General features: G+C 57.9%; 15 protein-coding genes and 1 riboswitch. All 15 genes read left to right on the top strand.

Annotated elements, in window-relative coordinates; all coding sequences use genetic code 11:
- Positions 1 to 3,245 (top strand): WIAG-tail domain (locus tag ACE6ED_RS26195; protein ID WP_410830397.1); only part of this gene is annotated, 3,245 nt, incomplete at its 5' end.
- A 192-nt stretch (positions 3,246 to 3,437) separates the two neighbouring features.
- The gene (locus tag ACE6ED_RS26200; protein WP_410830398.1) at positions 3,438 to 5,135 is read left to right on the top strand and encodes a molecular chaperone HscC; all 1,698 of its coding nucleotides are present in this window, start codon (positions 3,438 to 3,440) and stop codon (positions 5,133 to 5,135) included.
- A complete protein-coding gene (locus ACE6ED_RS26205) occupies positions 5,132 to 6,847 on the top strand; it encodes a tetratricopeptide repeat protein (RefSeq protein ID WP_410830399.1) in 1,716 nt (571 codons plus the stop codon). Before ACE6ED_RS26200 ends, ACE6ED_RS26205 begins: the two co-directional genes overlap by 4 nt.
- Before the next feature lie 18 nt (positions 6,848 to 6,865).
- A complete protein-coding gene (locus ACE6ED_RS26210) occupies positions 6,866 to 7,537 on the top strand; it encodes a DUF1266 domain-containing protein (RefSeq protein ID WP_410830400.1) in 672 nt (223 codons plus the stop codon).
- A gap of 347 nt (positions 7,538 to 7,884) precedes the next feature.
- Complete coding sequence (locus ACE6ED_RS26215; RefSeq protein WP_410830401.1) at positions 7,885 to 8,709, top strand: glycosyltransferase family 2 protein; 825 nt, start codon at positions 7,885 to 7,887, stop codon at positions 8,707 to 8,709.
- Positions 8,706 to 9,677, top strand: a complete 972-nt coding sequence (locus ACE6ED_RS26220; protein WP_410830402.1) for a glycosyltransferase family 2 protein — start codon at positions 8,706 to 8,708, stop codon at positions 9,675 to 9,677. Before ACE6ED_RS26215 ends, ACE6ED_RS26220 begins: the two co-directional genes overlap by 4 nt.
- On the top strand, positions 9,674 to 10,408 hold the full coding sequence (locus tag ACE6ED_RS26225; protein ID WP_410830403.1) for a glycosyltransferase family 2 protein: 735 nt from the start codon (positions 9,674 to 9,676) through the stop codon (positions 10,406 to 10,408). The genes ACE6ED_RS26220 and ACE6ED_RS26225 overlap by 4 nt, the downstream gene beginning before the upstream one ends.
- A 35-nt stretch (positions 10,409 to 10,443) precedes the next feature.
- Entirely contained in the window at positions 10,444 to 11,175 is a 732-nt protein-coding gene (locus tag ACE6ED_RS26230) for a sugar phosphate nucleotidyltransferase (RefSeq protein WP_410830404.1), read from the top strand.
- A 324-nt stretch (positions 11,176 to 11,499) separates the two neighbouring features.
- Positions 11,500 to 11,787, top strand: coding sequence for a nucleoside-diphosphate sugar epimerase (locus ACE6ED_RS26235; protein WP_410830405.1), 288 nt, complete (start codon positions 11,500 to 11,502; stop codon positions 11,785 to 11,787).
- Positions 11,788 to 11,808: 21 nt separating this feature from the next.
- Positions 11,809 to 12,150, top strand: a complete 342-nt coding sequence (locus tag ACE6ED_RS26240; RefSeq protein ID WP_410830406.1) for a restriction endonuclease subunit S — start codon at positions 11,809 to 11,811, stop codon at positions 12,148 to 12,150.
- The gene (locus ACE6ED_RS26245; protein ID WP_410830407.1) at positions 12,147 to 12,452 is read left to right on the top strand and encodes a hypothetical protein; all 306 of its coding nucleotides are present in this window, start codon (positions 12,147 to 12,149) and stop codon (positions 12,450 to 12,452) included. Before ACE6ED_RS26240 ends, ACE6ED_RS26245 begins: the two co-directional genes overlap by 4 nt.
- Entirely contained in the window at positions 12,449 to 12,898 is a 450-nt protein-coding gene (locus tag ACE6ED_RS26250) for a hypothetical protein (RefSeq protein ID WP_410830408.1), read from the top strand. Before ACE6ED_RS26245 ends, ACE6ED_RS26250 begins: the two co-directional genes overlap by 4 nt.
- 414 nt (positions 12,899 to 13,312) lie before the next feature.
- Entirely contained in the window at positions 13,313 to 13,828 is a 516-nt protein-coding gene (locus tag ACE6ED_RS26255; protein ID WP_410830409.1) for a GNAT family N-acetyltransferase, read from the top strand.
- Positions 13,829 to 14,722: 894 nt separating this feature from the next.
- A riboswitch (purine riboswitch) is annotated at positions 14,723 to 14,821 on the top strand.
- Positions 14,822 to 14,929: 108 nt separating this feature from the next.
- Complete coding sequence (locus tag ACE6ED_RS26260) at positions 14,930 to 16,276, top strand: 5'-deoxyadenosine deaminase (RefSeq protein WP_410830410.1); 1,347 nt, start codon at positions 14,930 to 14,932, stop codon at positions 16,274 to 16,276.
- Positions 16,277 to 16,786: 510 nt separating this feature from the next.
- On the top strand, positions 16,787 to 18,682 hold the full coding sequence (locus ACE6ED_RS26265) for an LTA synthase family protein (protein ID WP_410830411.1): 1,896 nt from the start codon (positions 16,787 to 16,789) through the stop codon (positions 18,680 to 18,682).
- Positions 18,683 to 18,710 lie beyond the last annotated feature (28 nt).

An 18,710-nucleotide genomic window follows, 5' to 3' on the forward strand; every position in this document is an offset into this window, starting at 1 on the left:
TGGCGGATGGCGTGGTGGAGAGCCGCCACATTCGGAAGAGTGCGATTACACGTGAACATTTGGCCTCAGAGATTATCGACAGCGCCCATCTGACCCCAGGCTTGATCAGCGGAGCTCACCTTGCACCGGAATCGGTAGGCGGAAAACATCTGCGGCAAAGCGGCATCAATAGCGAACATCTGGCAGATCAAGCGGTGGAAGCCCGGCATTTGGCGGATGAAAGTGTAGAGGCGCGGCACTTGACGGAAGAGTCGGTGGAGAGCCGCCACATCCGCGAGGGGTCGATTACGAGAGAACATCTGACGCCGGAGAGCGTGGACAGTGCACATCTGGTACCGGGTTCGGTAAGCGGAGCGCATCTCGCGCCGGAGTCGGTCGGAGGCACACACCTGCAGGAAGGCAGCGTGAACGGCGGTCATCTGACAGATCAGTCGGTGGAAGGCCGGCACCTGGCCGAGGAAAGCGTGGACGGACGGCATTTGACGGACGACGCGGTGGAGAGCCGCCATATCCGCGAAGGCTCGATTACACTGGAACACATGACGCCGGAGAGCGTGGACAGTGCACATCTGGTACCGGGTTCGGTAACCGGCGCACATCTCGCGCCGGAGTCGGTGGGCGGGATGCATCTGCGGCAGAGTATTGTAAACAGTTGGCACATGGCGGATCAGTCTGTGGAGAGCCGGCACCTGGCCGAGGAAAGCGTGGACGGACGGCATTTGACGGACGACGCGGTGGAGAGCCGCCATATCCGTGAAGGCTCAATCACACTGGAACATCTGACGCCGGAAAGCGTGGACAGCGCGCACCTGGTGCCGGGTTCGGTAAGCGGAGCGCATCTCGCGCCGGAATCGGTGGATGAAAAACATCTGCGGCAGAACATTGTGAATCGCGGGCACTTGGCGGATCAGTCGGTGGAAGGCCGGCATTTGACGGACGAAAGCGTAGAGGCACGGCACCTGACGGATAACGCGGTGGAGAGCCGCCACATCAGCGAAGGCTCGATCACATTGGAGCATCTCACACCGGAAAGTGTGGACAGCGCGCACCTGGTGCCGGGTTCTGTAAGTGGTGCGCATCTCGCGCCGGAATCGGTGGATGAAAAACATCTGCGGCAGAACATTGTGAATCGCGGGCACTTGGCGGATCAGTCGGTGGAAGGCCGGCATCTGACCGAGGGAAGCGTGGATGGACGGCATTTGACGGACGACGCAGTGGAGGGCCGCCACATCCGCGAAGGCTCGATCACACGGGAGCAGCTGACGCCGGAAAGCGTGGACAGCGCGCATCTGGTGCCTGGTTCGGTAAGCGGAGCGCATCTCGCGCCGGAATCGGTCGGAGGCACACACCTGCAGGAAGGCAGCGTGAACGGCGGTCATCTGGCGGATCAGTCGGTGGAAGGCCGGCATTTGACGGACGAAAGCGTAGAGGCGCGGCACCTGACGGAAGAGTCGGTGGAGAGCCGCCACATCCAGGCCAGGGCCATCCTGCGCGAGCACCTCACACCGGGTTCGGTGGACAGCGGCCATCTGGTGCCAGGCTCGGTAAACGGAGCGCATCTCGTGCCGGAGTCGGTGGGCGCAAAACATCTGCGGCCGGACATTATTACCGGTTATCATCTGGCAGATCAGTCGGTGGAGAACCGGCATCTGACGGAAGAGAGCGTAGACGGACGGAAGTTGACGGATGACGCGGTGGAGAGCCGCCACATCCAGGCCGGAGCGATCCTGGGCGGGCACCTGACACCGGGTTCGGTGGACAGCGGCCACCTGGTAGCGGGCTCGGTCAGCAGCGCGCATCTTGCGCCGGGTTCGGTCGGAGGCACACATCTGCAGGAAGGCGGCGTGAACGGCGATCATCTGGCAGATCAGTCGGTGGAGAACCGGCATCTGACGGAAGAAAGCGTAGACGGACGGAACTTGACGGATGATGCGGTAGAGAGCCGCCACATCCAGGCCGGAGCGATCCTGCGCGAGCACCTGACACCGGGTTCGGTGGACAGCGGCCACCTGGTACCCGGCTCGGTCAGCAGCGCGCATCTCGCGCCGGGTTCGGTCGGAGGCACACACCTGCGGGAAGCCGGCGTGAACGGCGATCATCTGGCGGATCAATCGGTGGAGAGCCGGCACTTGACCGCAAGCAGCGTAAACGGCGCACATCTTGCGGATGGGGCTGTGGAGAACCGCCATATCCAGGCGGGCTCAATCACGCGGGAACATCTTACACCGGAGTCGGTTGGCAGTGCGCATCTGGAGCCGGGAGCGGTGAGCGGAACGCATCTTGCCGCGGGTTCGGTCGGATGGATGCATCTGCGGGAAAGCGGCGTGAACGGCATGCACCTGGCGGGCCAATCGGTGGAAGGCCGGCACTTGACCGAAGGGAGTGTGGAAAGCCGACATCTGACCGATGACGCGGTGGAGAGCCGCCACATTCGGGCCGGGTCGATCCTGGGCGGGCATTTGGCGCCGGAGTCGGTGGATAGCGACCATCTGGCGTCCCGCTCAGTGAGCGGAACCCATCTTGCGCCGGAGTCGGTCGGCGGAGTGCATTTACGCGAAGGAAGTGTAAACGGCATCCATCTGGCGCGGGAGAGCGTCGAGAGCGGTCATTTGGCGGCCGGAGCGGTCGACGGAACGCATCTCGCAGCGCAATCCGTTGGAGGCGCTCATCTGCAGGAGGGCGAAGTGACCGGTGCTCACCTGGCAGACGGTTCGGTAGAGAGCCGGCATTTGGCCGCAGGATCAGTCGGCCCCGCTGCCCTGCAGGAGGAAGCGGTCGACTCGGCGGCGATCTCCGCTTTTGCCATCCAGTCCCGCCATATTGAAGAAGGCGGCGTGCAGAGCTTCCACCTTGCTCAAGGCGCGGTGGGTCCGGCACAGCTGGAGCGGGGAGCGGTTGGCCTCCGGCATCTGGAGTTTGCCCCCGTTCTCACATCGGGCAGTGTCGCCGCCAAGCAGCAGTTCGGAATGACGGCGTTTATGTTCCATGGCGAGGGCGACAGCGTGGACGTTCCGGTGAATTTTGATGAACCGTTTGGCCACACCGGCTATGTGCTGGTAGCCATGGTCAATCAGCCTTACTTCCATGCTTCGCTGAAAAGCCGGGAAGGCGGAGGAGCGGTTATTCAGGTGGTTCGTCTGCGTCCGTCCGCCCAGTTCTACGGCGTGGTCTCCTGGATTGCGATCGGGACACCCAGCGTACGGACTGGCGCACCGGCTGAAGGACCCCAGGACTGGACAATTTAGCACTACTTGAATAAACACAGATTTTAGAGTTACGGTCAGGTCCGCAGGAGCGGGTTCCTGGCCGTTTTTTTTTCATATTGCACGGTTACCCCGCCAGTATTGACTCCGGATAGGAATGCAGCATTGTGGAAATTAAATGAGGCTTCCGATAAAATTAGGAGATTATCCCACTACAGAGAGAAGGACAGGAGCATGATAGGAATCGACTTGGGAACAACGAACAGTCTGGTTGCTTTTTGGGATGGCGAACGGCCTGTGCTGATCCCGAATGCATTTGGCGATACGCTAACCCCTTCCATTGTGAGCGTGGATGAATCCGGCGAAATTCTGACGGGGGCGATTGCCCGGGAACGCCTGATCACTCATCCCCGGTTTACTGCGGCGGCATTTAAACGGTTTATGGGTACGGAAAAAGAATACAGCCTGGGACGGTACAGCTTTTCTCCGACGGAGTTATCTTCTTTTATCCTGAAAACATTAAAGTCCGATGCGGAAGCCTATCTGGGCCAGCCGGTTGAGGAAGCCGTAATCAGCGTCCCGGCTTATTTTAACGACACTCAGCGCAAGGCGACAAAGCAGGCGGCTGAACTGGCGGGTCTCAAGGTGGAGCGTCTGATCAGCGAACCTACAGCCGCAGCGCTGGCGTACGGCCTGCACCAGGAGGAGGAAGAAACGCGTTTTCTCGTATTTGACCTCGGCGGCGGCACCTTTGACGTCTCGATTCTGGAGCGGTTTGAGGGCGTTATGGAGGTGAAGTCTATCGCAGGCGACAACTTTTTGGGCGGAGAGGATTTCACGGAGCTGCTGGTGTCTCATTTTACGGAGCGCACCGGGATTGCTCTGGAAAGTCTCGATCACAAAATGCGCTCGGTTCTTAGTAAACAGGCTGAGCAGTGTAAACGGTCGCTTGGTGCGGAGACGGCAGCGGACATGACCATCGTTTCGGATGGCAAGGAATACAGTCTGCGGATCGATAAAACGACGTGGGAGCAATTGGCCCAGCCGCTGCTTGTCCGGCTGCGCCGGCCGGTGGAACGGGCTCTGCATGATGCGGGGCTAAAGCCGTCCGAACTGGACGGCATTGTTATGATCGGCGGAGCAACCCGGATGCCGCTGGTGAAACATACGGTCGGCCGGATGTTTGGCCAAATTCCTTATGTCACCATCAATCCCGATGAAACGGTTGCGCTTGGTGCGGCAATCCAGGCTGCGCTGAAACAGCGCGACCAGGCATTGGATGAGATTGTTCTGACGGATGTCTGCCCGTATACATTGGGGACGGATGTCTTAACCCGCAATGAAAACGGACAGGTAATTGGCGTTCAATATTTTCCGATTATCGAACGGAACACACCGATCCCGGTAAGCAGGGTTGAACGGGTCCAGACGGCTTTTGATAAACAAAAACAAGTGAACGTGGACATTTATCAGGGAGAAAGCCGCCGGGTGGAGAACAACTTGAAGCTGGGCGAAATCACGATCAAGGTGCCGCCGGCTCCCGCGGGCGAGCAGAAAATTGACATCAGATACACTTATGACATTAACGGAATTCTTGAAGTGGAAGTGACCAGTGTACAGACAGGAGAAAAGCAGCGCCTGGTTATCGAACAGCACCAAAATACGATGACCAAAGAAGAAATCGACGAGCGACTCCGGCAGCTGGCCGATCTCAAAATTCATCCCCGCGACCGTGCCGAAAACCGGCTGCTGGTTGCCCGCGGCGAACGGCTGTTTGAGGAATCGCTTGGGGAGGACAGGGAATACATCGCCCGCTGTCTGACAGCGTTCGAGGCAGCACTGGAAACGCAGGACGACCGGATTATACAAAAAGCGGTAAAGGAATACACGCAGCGGCTTGAACAACTGGAAGGGTGGAATTACTTTACATGATCCGTTGGGAAATGCTCGGGATCGAGCCGACGCGGGATGCTTCGCTGATCCGGAAGGCGTATGCCAAACAGCTCAAAATTTATCATCCCGAAGACGATGCCGAAGGATACCAGCGTCTGCGGGAAACGTACGATGCGGCGATGAAGCAGGCGGACCGGAGCAAACGGCAGACGAGGGAGCCCGCCGGTAATCCTCAAGCGGGCGCGGGCATAACCGCTGCGCCGGAAGCCCGCGATATGGACCGGGTTCCGCCGGAACCCGGAAATGGAACAATGCAGAAGCTAGAGGCAACCCATGGGCCTGGGCCGGAAGCTGCGCGCGGACAGGAGATGCGCCGTGAGCTAGAGCCGCAAGCCCTGCGGGAGCAGGAACCGCTTCGTGAGTCCGAGCCGGAAGCCGCGCGGGAGCAGGAATCGCTTCGTGAGTCCGAGCTGGAAGCTGTGCGTGAGCAAGAGGCGCACCGTGAGCCCGAGCCGGAAGCTGTGCGTGAACCGGAGGCGCACCGTGAGCCCGAGCTGGAAGCTGTGCGTGAGCAAGAGGCGCCGCGTGAGCCCGTACCGGTAACCCTCTGGGACGCTGAGGTGCGGCGCGAGACGGCAGCGTATGGGGAACCGCGAACGGAGTACGTAGACGACAGGCCGGCTCCGGCACGGCATCCAATCGAACAGCTGCTGGACCGGCTCCATGAAATCTATGAGGACTTTAATCTTCGGATTGAGCCGGAGGCATGGAACGCTCTGACGCAAGAAGACTTTATGTGGGACGTCGAGCTGGGAGCGCGCAGAAGGGATGCGACAGCCAACTTCCTGTACGAACACAGCTTCCTGCCGTTGGAGGTCTGGGGTACGCTGGATACGCTGTTTGAACTGAAGGAGAATGCAGAGGAGCTGCGGGAAAAATACGGTCCGGAGCTTATGGACTTTGTTATCGCTGAAGTGGACGGCGTGTGTGCCATGGGGTACGACTGTTTCCGGAACCGGGATTTGGACTTCGACATTGAAGCGTATCTGGAATACAGACAGGAGGGACAAACCCTGTTGATGGACGGGCAACCGGAGAAGGCGGAGGTCTGGTTAACCCGGGCGTACGGCCTGTTCCAAGACGATCCCGACCTGCATTTGATGCTGGCCAAAGCGGCGATGTTGATTGGCAAAACGGAAGCGGCGCTGGAGCATTTGAACCGTACGGCGGCGCTGAAACCTGAGTGGGGCGAAGTTTATTTGCTTAAAGGAAGGCTGCTGCTGGACCGGAAGCAATACGGCGAAGCATTGGAGGCTGCCGATACGCTCCTCCGGATAAACCCGGGATCGCAAGATGCGCTGACGCTGGCGTTGGAAGCCCGGATCGGGAGGGGCGAACTTGAAGCGGCATGGGAAGTGAATACCCAAAGTCAAAAGATCGATCCTCCCCAAGCCCATTTCAAATTTTATTCGCTGATGTTTGGTTTGCGGAACCGGCACCTCCACTCTCAGAAGCATAATAATTTGGTACCCAAAATGAGAGCGGCCAACCGGAGATTTATCCTGATGGAGGCGCTGATGCTGCTTCTTTATTTGAACTGGCCCGCCTTGTTTATGGGAGCGGTTATTCTGATGATGCCCAAGTCTGGAAACTGGTGGTATGTATACTTTATTTTAATGCTGCTGTTCGTTTATAAACTGATAAAAAATACATGGAGAGCCTTAAGGGCAACCCTTCGAATGCTAACCTGATAACCGGAGGAAATCGCGGTGTCCATCGATTATAAAATACGCCAGCGGAAACAGCTTGAGCCGTATTTTCGCTGCCTCTCCTCCAGCTGTTTTTTTGGGGGAACAGGGAATTATTACGTAACTTATGAGGTTAAATCGGATGATCTGCTCCTGCGCAGGCGTCAACATCATCAAATCCTTAAGAAATGGGAGCTTAAAAAAGCGGAAGACGCCGTCAGCTCCATACAAACATTGCTGAATCCTGATACTTATCTGCCTTACCGTATACTTCATGCACGCCTGTTTGCGCTTTCCGAGGAAGCGAGGGCCCGTTACATGGAATCGAAGCGTGAAAACGACCCCGAGTTCAAAAAATTGGAGGTAGTGAATACTTGTCTGTATCAGCTGCCCTCCGGCAACGTTTCGGGGTACGGTGCGGCTTGGGCCATCGCTTTGAGCCGGGTCGCCTTCACGGAAAAGTGGATCGGTGCCCAAGAATTATGGGATTACCGGCTGGCTGCCGCCCGGATGGCCCAGCAGAGCTACGGCAGCTGGGAGGAGTTTTTTGTGGGTTATTCCGCGGGGCTGTATTACTTTGAATCCAAATCCATTCAGAAATACATGTTCCATAACGCCATGTTTAGCTTGATGAGCGGCAGCTCTTTCCTGTACAAAAAAATAAAATGGGACATGAATTTGGACCCGGAGTGACGAACGGACATACCGTTGAGCCCTCCGATAACGGCATAGTTCCGCCGTTGTCCCGTCATTTCGCATGGTAAGGCCCGGCGGCTCGCCGGGCCTTTTGCTTATGGAGAATTTAAGCGCAGCTTAAGAGCTGCGGGCACATGGGAAGGCGAAGCATCCTTCAGGGGGCGCTTTGCTTTTTTTACGTGATAAAAAACAGCCGGCATAGCGCGCTAGTCCTGCTAAACCAGGCGTGTAACCATTCTTCCCGCGCCGCCCGCGCCTTCGGGCGTTGGCCGTCGCCGGAATCCTCCGGAGGACATAGTCTGTCATGTAACCCTGCAGCCGGGCAGGATCCGGCAGGAAGGTGGATGAGCTTGAAGACAAAACGGCCTGCAGCCGCCCGCGTACCGGCGCGGCGGAACGTATCCCTTGTCCGGACGCCGTCTCCGGCGCCCGCGCATCCCGATCCGCTTGTGTCGGTCGTGATTCCGGCTATGAATGAAGAACGCACCATCGCGGCGGTCATTTCCGGCGCCCGGGCAGTTCATCCGCGGACGGAAGTGATTGTTGTCGTCAACGGCTCCGCTGACCGGACGGCGGAGGTCGCCGCAGCTTGCGGAGCGCGTGTGATCCTGCTGGATCGGCCGCTCGGACACGATGTGGGACGCAGTATCGGAGCCGAAGCAGCTAAAGGCGGCATCCTGCTGTTCACGGACGGGGACCTTCCGCTCCCAGCCCGGCGGCTGCAGCCGTTCGTCCGAGCGGTGGAGCGGGGAGTTGACGTCGCGCTTAATGACTATAGCGGCCCGGTCGGCCGGAGGGTTCCCCATCCGGTTGTACTGTCCAAGCATACGCTGAATCTGCTGCTTGGCAGGCCTGAGCTGGCCGGCAGCTCAATGACCGCTGTGCCTCATGCGATCAGCCGCCGGGCGCTGGCCGCTATTGGCAGCGAGGCTCTGTGTTCGCCGCCGGTCGCCCAAGCGAAGGCGGTGCTGGCCGGACTGCGCGTAGAGGCGGTCTCGCATGTACCCGTCGGCGGCATGAACGCGCCAAGACGCAAAACACGCGGCACCGATCCGCTCAGCGGGGTTATCGTCTCCGACCATCTTCGCGCCATAGCGCTGCTGTGCGAAGCCAAAGGACCGCGGGCGGGATTTCACGACGGAGGACGCAGAAGGGAGTGGGTGCCATGAAAAAGCGGGCGAGAACCCGGGGGAGACCGGCCGGCGGGCTGAAGACCGGTCCGAAGCGGGCCAGCCGGCCGGCTCAAAGGACAGCCCGGCGGACCGCTTCGGGCTATTCGGGCGGGAAACGCCTGTCCGCCGCCGGATCAGGGAGACGGGGGCAGGGTCCGGCGGGAACGCGGCTCCGGCGGGCGGGGACAATCGGAGAGGTCATGGTTCCCGGGAGCAGGAAAGGCACGCTGTCTGTAGTGGTCTGCGCCAGAAACGAGGAAGGGACCCTTCCGGCCGTGCTGCGGGAGGCCGGCCGGCTGCAGCCCGAGGAATTGATCGTGGTACTGAATGGCTGTACGGACGGCAGCTTCGAGGCGGCAAAAAACGTGCGCGGAGCAACCGTGATTCAGCTTCCCGAGCCGGCAGGCCACGATGTGGGACGGGGAATCGGCGCGAAGCTGAGCCGGGGCGACATCATCCTGTTTCTTGACGGCGACATCGCGATCCCGGCTGCTTCGCTTGTTCCCTTCGTCACGGCGGTTGACCGGGGCATGGACGTCGCCCTGAACCGGATCGATCCGCTGCTGCCTCCGTTTGCCGCCTCCGACGGCGTTACCCGCTGCAAGCAGTTCCTGAACATGGCGCTTGGCCGGACGGACCTCGGTGCGGCTTCCATGACGGCCGTCCCGCATGCCTTGTCGCGCCGCGCCGTGCGGAAGCTTGGCTCTGCCGTGCTGGCCGTTCCGCCGAAGGCCCAGGCGGCCGCCATGCTCGCAGGCCTGCGGGTGGAAGCCGTTCACACGGTGGATGTGCTCGCCCGCAACCGCAAACGGACCGGGAACACCGGCGAGGACAATACCGTGTCCCGGCTGATCGCGGGCGATCATGCCGAAGCCCTGGCGGAAGCGATTCAGGCAAGCGGCGGCAGGCTGCTCGAGCCGGGCAGCCGCCGGCCGGAGCTTGCGGCCTGGAGGAATGCTTTATGAATACCATGACCAGCATCATTATTCCGACGCATAACGCGCTTGGGCTGCTGTCCGAATGCGTAAATGCCATTCGGTCGCATACCGGCGGCAGGTACGAGATCATTGTAGTCGACAATGCTTCTGCCGACGGTACAGACCGGTACTGCCGCGATCAGGGGCTGCGCCTGGTCTCCCTCCCTGTCAATGCGGGGTTTCCGGCCGCTTGCAACCTCGGTATGCAGCTTGCATGCGGCGGCGAGCTGCTGCTGCTGAACAACGATGTGACGGTCTCCCCCGGCTGGCTCGATAAGCTGAAGCGGGCGCTTTACAGCGAGCCGGATATCGGCATCGTCGGGCCGGTCACGAATTACGCGAGCGGCAGGCAGCGGGTAGAGGACGTGCCTCATCAGCTGGAAGCGTTCCGCCGTCTTCCCGCCAGTCCTTCCGATCCGTCGAAATGGCAGGTCTCGCCCCGGCTGGTGGGATTGTGTTTTCTTTTGCGGAGGGAGCTGCTGCGTACGGTCGGTTTCCTGGATGAACGGTTTGCGCCGGGGCATTACGAAGACGATGATTATTGCCTTCGCGCCCGGATTGCGGGATACCGGCTGCTGATCGCCGGAGATTGCCTTGTACATCATGAAGGCAGCGCGGGGTTCCGGGCACTGTACCGGGAGACGCTTGCCGAACTGGTGGACCGGAACCGGCGCAAGTTCATTGAAAAGTGGCAGACGGACCCGTCTCTGTTCATGTAAGGCGAGCCTTGAGACCAAGTGAAGGAGGAGAGAGGATGAGAGGAGTTATACTGGCGGGCGGCACCGGCACCCGGCTCTATCCGCTGACCCGCCTGCTGAATAAGCATCTGCTTCCCGTCGGCAAATATCCGATGATTCTCTATGGGATCGACCGGCTGCGCCGGGCGGGAATCACCGATATCCTGCTGGTGATCGGTAAGCATTCCGCCGGCCTGTATACCGATTTTTTGGGCAGCGGGGCCGCCTATGGCGTTTCGCTGACCTATCGTGTGCAGGAAGCCGCCGGCGGCATCGCCGAAGCGCTGCAGCTGGCGGAGAGCTATATCCCCGCAGGGGAACGGTTTGTGGTTCTGCTCGGAGATAACCTGTTCACCGACGATCTGAAGCCTTACGCCGAGCAGTTCGGCCGTCAGCCCGCCGGCACGGCTAAGGTGCTGCTGAAGCCGGTGGACGACGCGCGGCGATACGGCGTGCCGGTCTTTGACCCGGCTGATCCGGCAAGAATTACCATGATCGAGGAGAAACCAGAGCGGCCGCGGACGGAATATGCCGTAACCGGTATTTATATGTACGATACGGCCGTGTTCGATCTGATCCGTACCTTGTCGCCGTCAAAGCGGGGCGAGCTGGAAATAACGGATGTCAATAATCTGTACGCTGCCAAAGGCAGACTGAGCTATGATGTGTTAAAAGACTGGTGGAGCGACGCGGGCACCTTCCAATCGCTTCGTGAGGCAGGCGAAAAGCTGAACGATCCGCTGTTCTAACCGGACCGTCTCCTGCTGGAGAATGACCTGCAGATCATCCGGCCATCGTTTTTTTGTTGAACCGGCAGTCCCGCCGGCGGATTACCGCCAAGGCTGGGCTGTCTTTTTACATACGGGATGGAAGCCGCGCATAACTTTAAAGAATCGTAATGCCATCTATGGCTTGTTTATTTGGCTGCTTCCGCCAAGAGCAAAACTTTCCTTCTTGCAGCAATTTTGGCAGTTTGCGCCCGCCATGACGCGAACCCATTTGAGATCCCTGGCATATGCTGTAGCAGGGCGTTTAGGCAATCCGCAAGGCGTTTTGGCAAAGGAGCAACCGGCATGCAAAATCAAATCACCAAAGTACTGCAGCACATGGCCCATACCCACGAGCAGATGGCGCGCATTCTTGATGCAGAACGCCATGTGGCTGTGCGTATGGCGCAAATTGTCCATGATCTGCCGGCGGAAGACCCCGATTTCGGAGACAGCGCCGGACTGATTGAAAGCGCGGGCCAGGTGAACAAAAATATTATTGCTTACCTGAACGCGATCGCCGATCTGGAAGAAGCTTTGGCCGACCAGGTAGGCAGGGTTATCAAGGAAATGAATGGCACGGATGAAGAATAGCGGCATTACGGGAGGCGGAGGATGAGCAGGGAAAAAGCGTTTTTGCAGATGCTCGAATCGACGGCCGTCCTCCAGTGGAACATTGCGATGATTCTGGAGGCCAAGGCGGTTGAGGCGGAAAAAGTCAAGGATTGGACGCATCATCATATCCATCCCAGAGCGTTCGAGTCCCACGAGGATCAGCTGAAGGAGACGATCGGCATCCACGAACAGATTGTGGAATTGCTGGAAGGGCTAACGAAGCTGGAAAACGGATTGTGCAGCAACCTGAAAGCCGTGCTGGCCCCGCCGGAGGATGCGGAGGACAGCGGCGATTTTGGCGGAATGGATGGCGGCTTCGGATTCGGAGACGAGGAAAAATGAACGGCGGACCCGTCTCGGAGCAAGCCGTCAAGCTGGAGATGATCCGTTCGATTGCGCGCAGCCAGGCCGCCCTGGCAAACATTCTCGAGAGTATCGCTGAGGTGACCGGCCATTCCGAGCCGGTTGCCCGCAAGCTGTGCGACAACATCCGGATCTTAAGCGAATACCAGAGCGCCATGTGCCGGATGATGTCGGGTATCTCGCTTCACCGTCAGAAACGGGGGGTCCCAGCCGCGCCGTGGCTTCAAACCGGGTTGATTATGCCGCCCCACATAGGAAGTAATGGAGGGAATCCGAAATGAAAAAAACCAGCCGCAAAACCGCGGGCCACGCCGGTCCCGCCCGGCGGCGCAGAGCGCTTGTCGCACGCAAGGCGAAGCTGCGGACGACCAGACTGCGCCGGGTCAAAGCCCGGAAAACGGGGCTCCGCAGAGCACGCCGCCTGTACGCGGGCAGAGGAAGACGCCGTACCGGAAGTACCGCGCTCCGCCGGCGGAGACGCATCCGGCGGCTGCATTCGCGCCGCCTCCGGACGATTGCGCCGCCGCCCGTTCCGGTAGCCGTTGCCGTGCCTGTTCCGGCACCTCCCGCGCCGGAGGTGATTCCGCTCCCCCCGGAACCGGGCGTCTCGCCGGAAACCCCCCCGGCAGACGCCTATCAGCAGGGCTACACCGAAGCATACAACGTGGGGTTCGACGCGGGTTTCGCGAAGGGTTTCGAGGACGGACACAAGCTTGATTTCCGCTGAAGCTTAAACGGTTAGAAGCCGCTGGAGGAGCGAAGAAACATAGAAGTGCTAGAAGTAACTAGAAGCACCGAGAAGCAGCTAGGGATAGCTAGGAACAGCTAGGAACAGCTAGGAACAGCTAGAGGCACCTAGTGGCACCTAGAAGCACCTAGTGGCACCTAATAGAAGCTTAACCTGCCGGATGGCGCTGACGCCATCCGGCTTTTTCCCCTTTCGTGCCCGCTCTCCCCTTACTTCAGTCTTTTCTCTCCTGTTGAGCCTCCTTACGTGATACAACTCCTAGCCGCCGGAAGGCAATGGAAGTTGACGCATTTGTCGGCGGTGTCCTATACTCTTTCTCTGGGAAAACTGAAGAGGAAACGCCTCTTTTGTACCACACGAGAACATGGGATGAGGAAGAGAGGAGAGGCGGAAATGGAGAACGGGATTCGCCCGGCCCGGAGAGAAGATTTGGAGCCGGGAATGGAATTGATCCGCAGTTGCGTAGCTTTGATGCAGGCGGAAGGCAGCGACCAATGGAATGAAAGCTACCCGAATCTGGAGCTGATGACGTTGGATCTGGAGGAAGGCGTCCTCTATGTGTGCGAGGAGGAAGGCGAAGTTGCCGGCCTGCTTACATTGGACGAGTTCGCCAGCGAGGAATACGAGGCGGTGGAATGGTCCCGCCAGGAAGGCCGTCATCTGATCATGCACCGTCTGGCGGTGCATCCGAAGTTTCAAGGGCGGGGAATTGCCCGGCGGCTGATCGCCTTTACGGAGCAGAAGGCGCGTTCCGAGGGCTATGATACGATCCGTCTGGATACGTATGCGAAGAATCATAAGGCGCTGTCACTCTATACCAGTCTTGGATATGAGCTGCGTGGTGAAATCCGATTCCCGGGGCGTACGGCGCCTTTTCCGGTATTTGAAAAAGTGCTGACCAGCCAATAAACCTAGCCTGCAAAAAAATTGACCATGAACGTTTTTTTCGTCAAACCAAAACAAAACACCGTCGAACAACGGGACGCCGCAGTGCGAACGAACATATTCTCAGCTGTGGTGAGTTTGTTGTGCTCGTCGATGGACGAAGCGGCTAGACGAAACTACGAAATGCAGACGCTTCCGCAGAGACCCTGTTGCCTTTCTAAAACAGATTGAGAACAAGCTTTGTTAATAACTCAACTTTCACAGCTAGAAAAATGGCTTAGACCCTTGAGCGAGTAAGAGAAATTCAATAAATTTACTTGTATTGTCAAAAAACACCTCACTTGTTAGGGATCACGGTAGTGCGACCAACCATTCGAACAAGAAAGGTATGTAACTCTACGTTACAGCAACATTCCCTGCCGGAACACCGTCTCGGTTATCTAAACTTTGGAGGACTTTTGTAGCAACTCAACATTGACCTCCCCTATGACTTTCTTACGGACTCAGGGGACCCTATTTGCTGATTTTTCCGTGTTTTGGCAAAGAGACGGACTCAGATTCCCTTATTTACGAGGAAAATTCATCATTTGGATGTTTTTGGTACGAATAACGGATCTGGAGTCCGCAAGGCATACCAAAAGCCCAAGAATTTCAGAAATAACGTCCTCTGGGTCCGGAAAGACCTCGGTATCGCGTTCGGTGGTAATCCGCTCCGCTGCGGGTCTGTCGCTGGAGAGGATTCGTTCCAGTTAGTTCAACTGCAACAGCGGCAGTCGAAGACATTTGTTGATTATGTCACTTAACATGACGTGATCTAAAGGTTTGAGCAGGTTTTCTTAGGTGTTTGTTTATTTATAAAGGGGATTGTGTAAATTTTATTGACATTAGGCATGTCTTCCTCATAAAATTAATCCATTCCAATTAAATACGCATTCCTTTCGTATATCCTTAATAATCGGATTAAGGGTCTCTACAAGAAACCGTAAATTTCTGGCTACGAAATAAGCTTCGGCTTGTTTTTGTGGCTTTTTTTGCGTGCTCCGTTAGTACAGTTAGTACATCCAGTTCATCCTGCAGGGGGAGCCACAAGCCCGCAGAGACCGCGCTGAAAGGGAGGAATCGGCCATGGCCGGACTGCTGATTAAAAATGCCCAGCTGATCACAATGAACGCACGCGAGGAAATTATTCAAGGAGATCTGCGGATTGACGGCGGTGAAATCGTGGAAATCGGTTCCGCTCTGCTGCCGCGGGAAGGGGAAAGCGTGATGGACGCAACCGGACGGACCGTCATCCCCGGTTTTATCCAGACACACATCCATTTGTGCCAGACCCTCTTCCGCGGACAGGCGGATGATCTGGAGCTGATGGATTGGCTGCGCAAACGGATTTGGCCGCTGGAGGCGGCGCATGACGGAGAATCGGTGTATTATTCCGCTTTGCTTGGCATCGGAGAACTGATCTCCGGCGGAACAACTACCATTGTGGATATGGAGACGGTGCATCATACCGATTATGCTTTTCAGGCGATTGCGGAGAGCAGAATCCGGGCGCTGTCCGGCAAAGTGATGATGGACCGGTCTGGAGACGACGTTCCGGCCGCGCTGCAGGAGAAGACCGCTTCTTCCCTGCAGGCCAGCGTCGATCTGCTAGAAAAATGGCACGGGTACGGGAACGGGCGAGTTCAATACGCGTTTTCGCCCCGGTTTGTGATCTCCTGCACGGAGCCGCTGCTAGAAGAAGTGCGCGATTTATCCGCACGCTACGGGGTCAAAGTGCATACCCACGCCTCCGAAAATCTCGGGGAAATCGCGCTCGTTCAGGAAATGACAGGGATGCGTAATATCGTGTACCTTGATCACCTGGGCCTTGCCAATGACCGTCTGATTCTTGCTCACTGCGTTTGGCTGGATGAAGAGGAAAAACGGATTTTGCGGGAGCGGCGCGTGCATGTCAGCCATTGTCCCGGCTCCAACCTCAAGCTGGCTTCGGGTGTAGCGGAGACAAACAGCCTGATTCATGAACACCAGGTCTCGCTCAGCCTGGGAGCGGACGGAGCGCCCTGCAACAATCATTTGGATATGTTCAGTGAAATGAGATTGGCCGCTCTCATTCAAAAACCGGTGCACGGCCCGGCGGCGATGGACGCAAAAACCGTGTTCCGGATGGCTACAATCGGCGGTGCGAGGGCGGTTGGCATGGAGGACCAGATCGGCAGTCTGGAAGTCGGCAAAAAAGCGGATCTGGCTGTGCTGAACCTGAACCAGTTCCATACCTTCCCCTCTTTTGACGCCGATCCCATCTCACGTATCGTCTACTCCGCAACAAGCGCCGATGTAGAGACAACGATCATCGACGGAACGGTAGTCATGGAGCGCGGAATCACCCGGACGATCGACAAGGCGATTGTGCTGCGGGAAGCGGACCGTTCTCTGCGCCGGCTGCTGGGGCGGGCAAAACTCGCACCGCTGTGACTTCTAGAGGCCGCACGGCTGCTTGGTCGGAAAGCTCGCACAGCTGTGATTTCTCGGGCCTTATGGCAGTTTGCTCGTGCAAAACCCGCACAGCTGTGATCTCTCGGGCCTTATGGCAGTTTGCTCGTGCAAAAACCGCACTGCCGTACCCTTCGGGCCATACAGCATCCGACTGAGCAAAGCCAACCGCTGTGCCCTACTGGCACCGTCAGTCTTCTCGCCCCCAACTCACACGCTTGCAGTTTCCCGCCGCATGCACCGCGGCTCTCACTATACCGCTGTGACCTGCCGCCGCACGGCGGCCCTCCCCTCGCCAACAATGTCACCCGCCGCGGTACGGCGGCTCGCCCCCGCACGCTCTCACCCGCCGCCGTACCGCGGCCCTCACTATAACGCCGTGACCTGCCGCCGCACGGCGGCACATCCCCTCTTTGCTCAAAAAAACAAGAATTGTTATACTATACGAATCGTTAATATTCGTTTAACAACTATATACAAAGAGGGGTAGTCATGAACAGCTCAATCAAAAGAAAGGCGCGGGTGCATTTTTACGCGGTTTCAACTGTGCTCGTGCTTAAGCTGCTGCTGCTGCGTTATCTGTTCTTCGACCGGATCGCCTGGGAATGGGTCGCAGCCGATGCCGCTCCGGCGCTGGCCATCATAGGCATATTGGCGGCGGTTGTGCCGGGAAAAGCGAAGACCGCCGCCTATTGGGGATATAATCTGCTGTTTTCCCTGATTATGTTCGCTTCTGCGGTTTATTTTAACCATTTCGGTTCCGTGCCGACGTATCATGCGCTGGCCGAACTGAACCAGGTGTTCCAGGTGAAGGAAAGCGTGGAATCGACCGTGCTTTGGATCGATTTTTTGTTTTTTGCCGATTTTCTTTTACTTCTCCCGGCGCTTGTGGTGCTGCAGCGGAGACGGGAACGGGAATACCGGGGAAGGGTCTCCGAGCCGCGGTTTGCCGGACGCGCCCACCTGGTGGCCGTCCTCGTCTTTATCCTTGGCGGGCTGACGCTGTCGGCTTATTCGGTGCGGGCCGCACGGGACATTACGAACGAACTGGTTCAGGCGGAGAGTGCAGGCTTTATTAACTATGAAGTTGCCGCTGTGCTGAAGGACCGTGCGGACAGCGATCTCGTGGGCACGGGCGATATTAATGAAGTGATCCGGGAGACCGCCGCCCTGCAGGACTCCTACGGGTACCGGAATAACCCCGGCGCGGCGCCCGCTTATTTTGGTTCCCAGGCAGGCAAAAACGTTATCGTCATCCAGGTGGAGGCGCTGCAAAATTTCCCGCTGTTCCAGAAGCTGGACGGCCAGGAAATTACGCCTGTCCTGAACAGCCTGGCTTCGGGCGGGTTTTATTTCCCGCATGTATTCCAGCAGATTGGTCCGGGCAATACGTCGGACGCCGAGTTCATGAGCAATACGTCGGTGTACCCGATTGGAACCCAGGCAATGTCCACCGGATTCGGCGACCGGCAGCTCCCGAGCCTTCCCCGGCTGCTGCGGGACCGAGGATACGAAGCGTATACATTTCATGTCAACAAAGCGGGCTTCTGGAACCGCAACGAGCTGTATCCGGCGCTTGGCTTTAACGGCTACTACGACAAACCGAATTTCCAAAACGATGAATTTAACGCGTTTGGCGCATCGGACGAACAGCTGTTTTTGACCGGGGCGGAGAAGCTGGCGGAGCTGAAAGCAAAAGGAACGCCTTTTTACGCCCAATTTGTTACGGCATCCAGCCACCATCCGTTTAAAGTGCCGGACCGCTTCCGCAAAATTACGGTGCCTGACAGCATGCAGGACACGATGCTCGGCGATTACCTGGCGGCTGTGAACTATGCCGATTATGCCATCGGCACGTTTGTCGAGCGGCTTAAGGCGGAAGGCTTATGGGACGAAACGGTTGTTATGATTTACGGCGACCATTTTGGTCTCCAGCCGCAGCATGTCGACCCTGAAGAGGTACATTCGGCCCTCGGTATCCGCTACGATTCGCGGATCAGCCGGTTTAATATTCCGCTGATTATCCACGCGCCGGGTATGACGGCCGGGAAGACCGTAGAGCGTACGGGAGGCCAACTCGACATGATGCCGACGCTGGCGAATCTCCTTGGCATTCCGCTGAGAGACAGCGGATTTAACGCCTATGGCCAGGACCTGCTGAACGTCGACCGCAACGTTGCGGGGATGCGGTATTATCTGCCTACGGGCTCTTTTTTCAACGACGAAATTCTGTTTGTGCCCGGAAAAGGATTCGAAGACGGCGAAGCCGTGTCGATCCGGACGCTGGAGCCGGTGCAGGACTTTGCAAAATACCGGGGCGATTACGATTACGTGCTGAAGCTGATGGGATTGTCCGATGAATACGTCAAGCTGCTGCCGGGGCGCTAGCCCGGGCTGAAACAAGCAGCGGCCTCGT

The sequence above is a fragment of the Paenibacillus nanchangensis genome, assembly GCF_046543445.1.
Lineage (GTDB): Bacteria > Bacillota > Bacilli > Paenibacillales > Paenibacillaceae > Paenibacillus_AQ > Paenibacillus_AQ nanchangensis.